The 3,949-nt window shown below is 54.1% G+C and carries 2 protein-coding genes and 1 pseudogene; 1 reads left to right on the forward strand and 2 read right to left on the reverse strand.

Annotation, left to right across the window (positions count from 1 at the left end; all coding sequences use genetic code 11):
• On the reverse strand, positions 1 to 229 hold a 229-nt coding region (gene ndhC, locus ACRESJ_RS28505; protein WP_431760856.1), incomplete at its 3' end, for an NADH-quinone oxidoreductase subunit A.
• Between the two features lie 540 nt (positions 230 to 769).
• Here ndhC and leuS point away from each other — a divergent pair.
• Positions 770 to 3,358, forward strand: a complete 2,589-nt coding sequence (leuS, locus tag ACRESJ_RS28510) for a leucine--tRNA ligase (RefSeq protein ID WP_431760857.1) — start codon at positions 770 to 772, stop codon at positions 3,356 to 3,358.
• A 267-nt stretch (positions 3,359 to 3,625) separates the two neighbouring features.
• Here leuS and ACRESJ_RS28515 read toward each other — a convergent pair.
• Positions 3,626 to 3,949: pseudogene (locus ACRESJ_RS28515) on the reverse strand (isocitrate lyase); the annotation flags it as partial.

The following is a 3,949-nucleotide window of genomic DNA, read 5'->3' on the forward strand; positions in this document are numbered from 1 at the left end:
CGAAGATCACGAACAGCATCGCGACCAGATAGAATTTGGCTGAGAGCCGCAAGCGGGCGCCACCTGTAGGTAGCATGCCGGACTCGAACGGTTCGTTTTTGCTGCGGCCCCAGGCTTTTGACCCGAGGAGGCTGGAAACACCCAGCATGAAGGCACAGAGGCCGACGACGCCTAGAAGGAAAATGGCAAAGCCCCAGTTGTGGGCCATGAGTCCTGTCGCTTCGGGCATGCTGGTAATCCTTAACAGAGAGCAAAGGTCTCTGAGCTTGAAAAGAAACAAAAGCAGTGACGATATGTCGCAGCAATCAATCCCGCTGATTTTATGGCTAAACACCCTGCAAGTAAAATTCCTATAGCGAAATTATTTATAGGAATAAGGACATTACGAGGCTTCAAAGCCCTGTGGGCCTTGGCCCGTGGGCATTAGCAGGCATTTCATTAATTATGTTTTGTGGGGAATGTAAAAAACGTAGTTCTATCTAAATGATAATCAGTATTGTTTGGCGTGAATTTCAAACATCTTAAATGTGCGGTGAATCGGAAAGTTACCTTTTTATCCTCGTTACAAACCGGTCACCCCTGTAGGAGGCTCTTACAGGTCTTTAACCGGCAGGCGTAGGGCATTTCTGAAATGCTATGAATATCGAATTTGTACAGCTGATGGTGTGCGGTGGCGCGGTAGAGTCGGTGGTTAGATCGTTTGCTGATCGACATCTACAGGGGGGGCAGGTCGCAAGAGCTGAGCTCCAGCATTATTGAGGGAGCCGCTATGCGACCGCAGTATGACCCGGCCTGGGTTGAAAATACGGCACAAACCCAATGGCATAACGAAAACGTATTCAAGGCGGTCGACGATGAAAGTCGACCCAAATTTTATGCCTGCTCCATGCTTCCCTATCCTTCGGGAAAGTTGCATATGGGGCACGTACGCAACTATACGATCAACGACATGCTGGCTCGTCATTTGCGCATGAAGGGCTTGAATGTCCTGATGCCGATGGGTTGGGATGCCTTTGGCTTGCCGGCAGAGAATGCGGCGATGAAATCGGGTGTTTCGCCAGCACAGTGGACACGGGCGAACATTGCGGACATGAAATCGCAAATGCAGCCTTTGGGGCTTGCCATCGACTGGTCCCGCGAGATCGCCACCTGCGAGCCTGATTATTACAAGTGGAATCAGTGGTTTTTCCTCAAGCTGCTGGAAAAAGGTGTGGCCTACAAGAAGACCCAGATAGTCAACTGGGATCCTGTTGATCAAACCGTGCTAGCCAACGAGCAGGTGATCGACGGTCGAGGTTGGCGCTCGGGAGCGGTCGTCGAGAAGCGGGAAATCCCCGGGTATTATCTGCGCATCACTCAATATGCTGAGGAATTGTTCTCGGCAATCGACTCCCTGGATGGTTGGCCTGACAGGGTTCGTACCATGCAGCGCAACTGGATTGGCAAGACCGCAGGTGTTCGTCTCGCGTTTGCCCATCAGATTCTGGATGCTGCAGGGCAACTCATCGACGCCGGCAAGCTTTGGGTGTTTACCACACGTGTCGATACGCTTATGGGGGTAACCTTCTGCGCCGTATCTCCGGACCACCCACTGGCCAAGCGTTCACTGGAACTCGACCCGGGTCTTGAGTTGCAGTTGCAAGCCTGTCGGCAGGCTGCGGTTGTCGGGTCCACCGACAGTCAGCGCAGGATCGGCGTCCCAAGCGGCTTTCAAGTGGAAAATCCATTGAGCGGTGAGCGTGTCCCGTTGTGGATCACCAGCTATGTACTCAGCGAATATGGGGAAGGGGCGTTGATGGGGGTGCCTGCCCACGATGAGCGCGACTTCGAGTTTTCCCAGCAATATGGCTTGAGCGTTCGGCAGGTCATTGCCTCAAGCGACCTGCTTTTCGACTCGCAATCATGGTCCGACGATTACGCCTGCCGAGAGGGTTTTTTGATCAACTCCGCTGAGTACGACGGGCTCAGCGTTGCACAGGCTACTCAGGCTATTGTCGAGGCGCTTGTTGAGCGTCAAGTGGGCGAAGAGGCTACTACGTGGCACTTGCGTGACTGGGGTATCTCACGACAGCGGTACTGGGGAACACCTATCCCCATCATCCATTGTCAGCAGTGCGGCGACGTGCCCGTGCCTTACGCTGACTTGCCGGTAGTCCTGCCTGTTGATTGTGTTCCGGATGGTAGCGGCAACCCATTGCTGGCCCATGAGGCGTTTCGTCATGTGGATTGTCCGCGCTGCGGAGCTGCGGCGCTGCGTGAAACCGACACCATGGATACCTTCGTCGATTCGAGTTGGTATTTCATGCGTTATTGCGACCCTGACAGTGATACATCGATGGTAGGTCCTGGCAGTCGTTACTGGATGTCAATTGATCAATACATCGGAGGTATCGAGCATGCGGTCCTGCATCTGCTCTACGCCAGGTTCTGGGCCCGGGCAATGCGGGACGAAGGGCTGGTGGACTTCAGTGAGCCCTTCAAGAACCTGTTTACCCAAGGCATGCTGTTGCGCGAAAGCTATTTCCGGAAAGCCGAGGATGGAAGCCGGCAATGGTTCTATCCCGCGCAGGTGGCCGTCGAGTACGACGAAAAAAGTCGGCCAATCCGGGCTACGTTATTGGCAGACGGCTTGCCTGTCACCCTGGGTGGCGTGGAGAAGATGTCCAAGTCGAAGAACAACGTCGTTGAGCCGAAAGAGATCATCGACAGGTTTGGCGCAGATACTGCGCGGTTGTTCACTATTTTTGCAGGCCCTCCCGACCAGAGCACCGTATGGAGCGACAGTGGCGTTGAGGGCGCCTACCGGTTCCTGCGCAGGCTCTGGAGCTTTGCCCATGATTATCAAGCCCATGAAAAGACTTGGGATCAGGCGAGTGACATTAGTGAGTCGAAACGCCTTCGCTATGAAATGCATAGCCTGTTACAGCAGATCAATAACGATTATGAGCGGCTGCAATACAACACCGTCGTGTCGGGTGGCATGAAGTTGCTCAGGGTGCTGGAAGGTGCCAGGGCTGTAGGGCCAGAAATCATTCGTGAAGGTATGAGTATTCTGTTGCAGGTTCTGCATCCGGTGACTCCACACATATCCCAGGTTCTGTGGGTGGAGTTGGGGTTTGCGGGGGATATCTACGACAGTGCCTGGCCATTGCCCGATCCTGAAGCGCTGAAACAGGATGAAGTGAAAATGATGGTGCAGGTCAATGGCAAATTGCGTGGGGAAATCATGATCGAGCCTGATGCCGATCACGAAGCCATTCGGGTTCAGGCATTAGCTGATCCAGCATTGCGTCGTTATGTGGAAGACGCGGGCAGGATGATTGTGGTGCCAAACCGATTGGTTAATTTCATCACCTGATTATTGGGTGACGAATTTGCCGGGCTTGCCACCGTCTCTTGTAGGAGCGAGCTTGCTCGCGAAAGGCGCCCAGACAACGCATTCATTCAGACAGTTTGCGTCATCGTTAACGTTTTTCGCGAGCATGCTCGCTCCTACAGGGTTTTGTGGTGCTATTTAAAGCACTCGCAAAAAAAAACGCCCCGAACCAGTCGGGGCGTCAGATGTGCAGCGCTGCGGTTAGCTTTTCAGTCGGTCCGCAGCGGCCGTTGACTCAGTTGAAGCAGATCAGTGGAACTGTTCTTCTTCAGTCGAACCGGTCAGTGCGGTTACCGAAGACGAGCCACCCTGGATAACGGTGGTCATGTCGTCGAAGTAGCCGGTGCCCACTTCCTGCTGGTGAGCCACGAAGGTGTAGCCCTTGGCGGCGTCAGCGAATTCCTGCTCTTGCAGCTTCACGTAGGCAGTCATGTCGTTACGGGCGTAGTCGTGCGCCAGGTTGAACATGCTGTGCCACATATTGTGAATGCCGGCCAGGGTGATGAACTGGTGCTTGTAGCCCATGGCGGACAGTTCGCGCTGGAACTTGGCGATGGTCGCGTCGTCCAGGTT

Source organism: Pseudomonas sp. (assembly GCF_050739655.1).
Lineage (GTDB): Bacteria > Pseudomonadota > Gammaproteobacteria > Pseudomonadales > Pseudomonadaceae > Aquipseudomonas.

What these genes read in the sequence shown, in the direction of transcription:
- leuS (WP_431760857.1), top strand. Translation starts at nt 770, where the DNA reads ATGCGACCGCAGTATGACCCGGCCTGGGTTGAAAATACGGCACAAACC.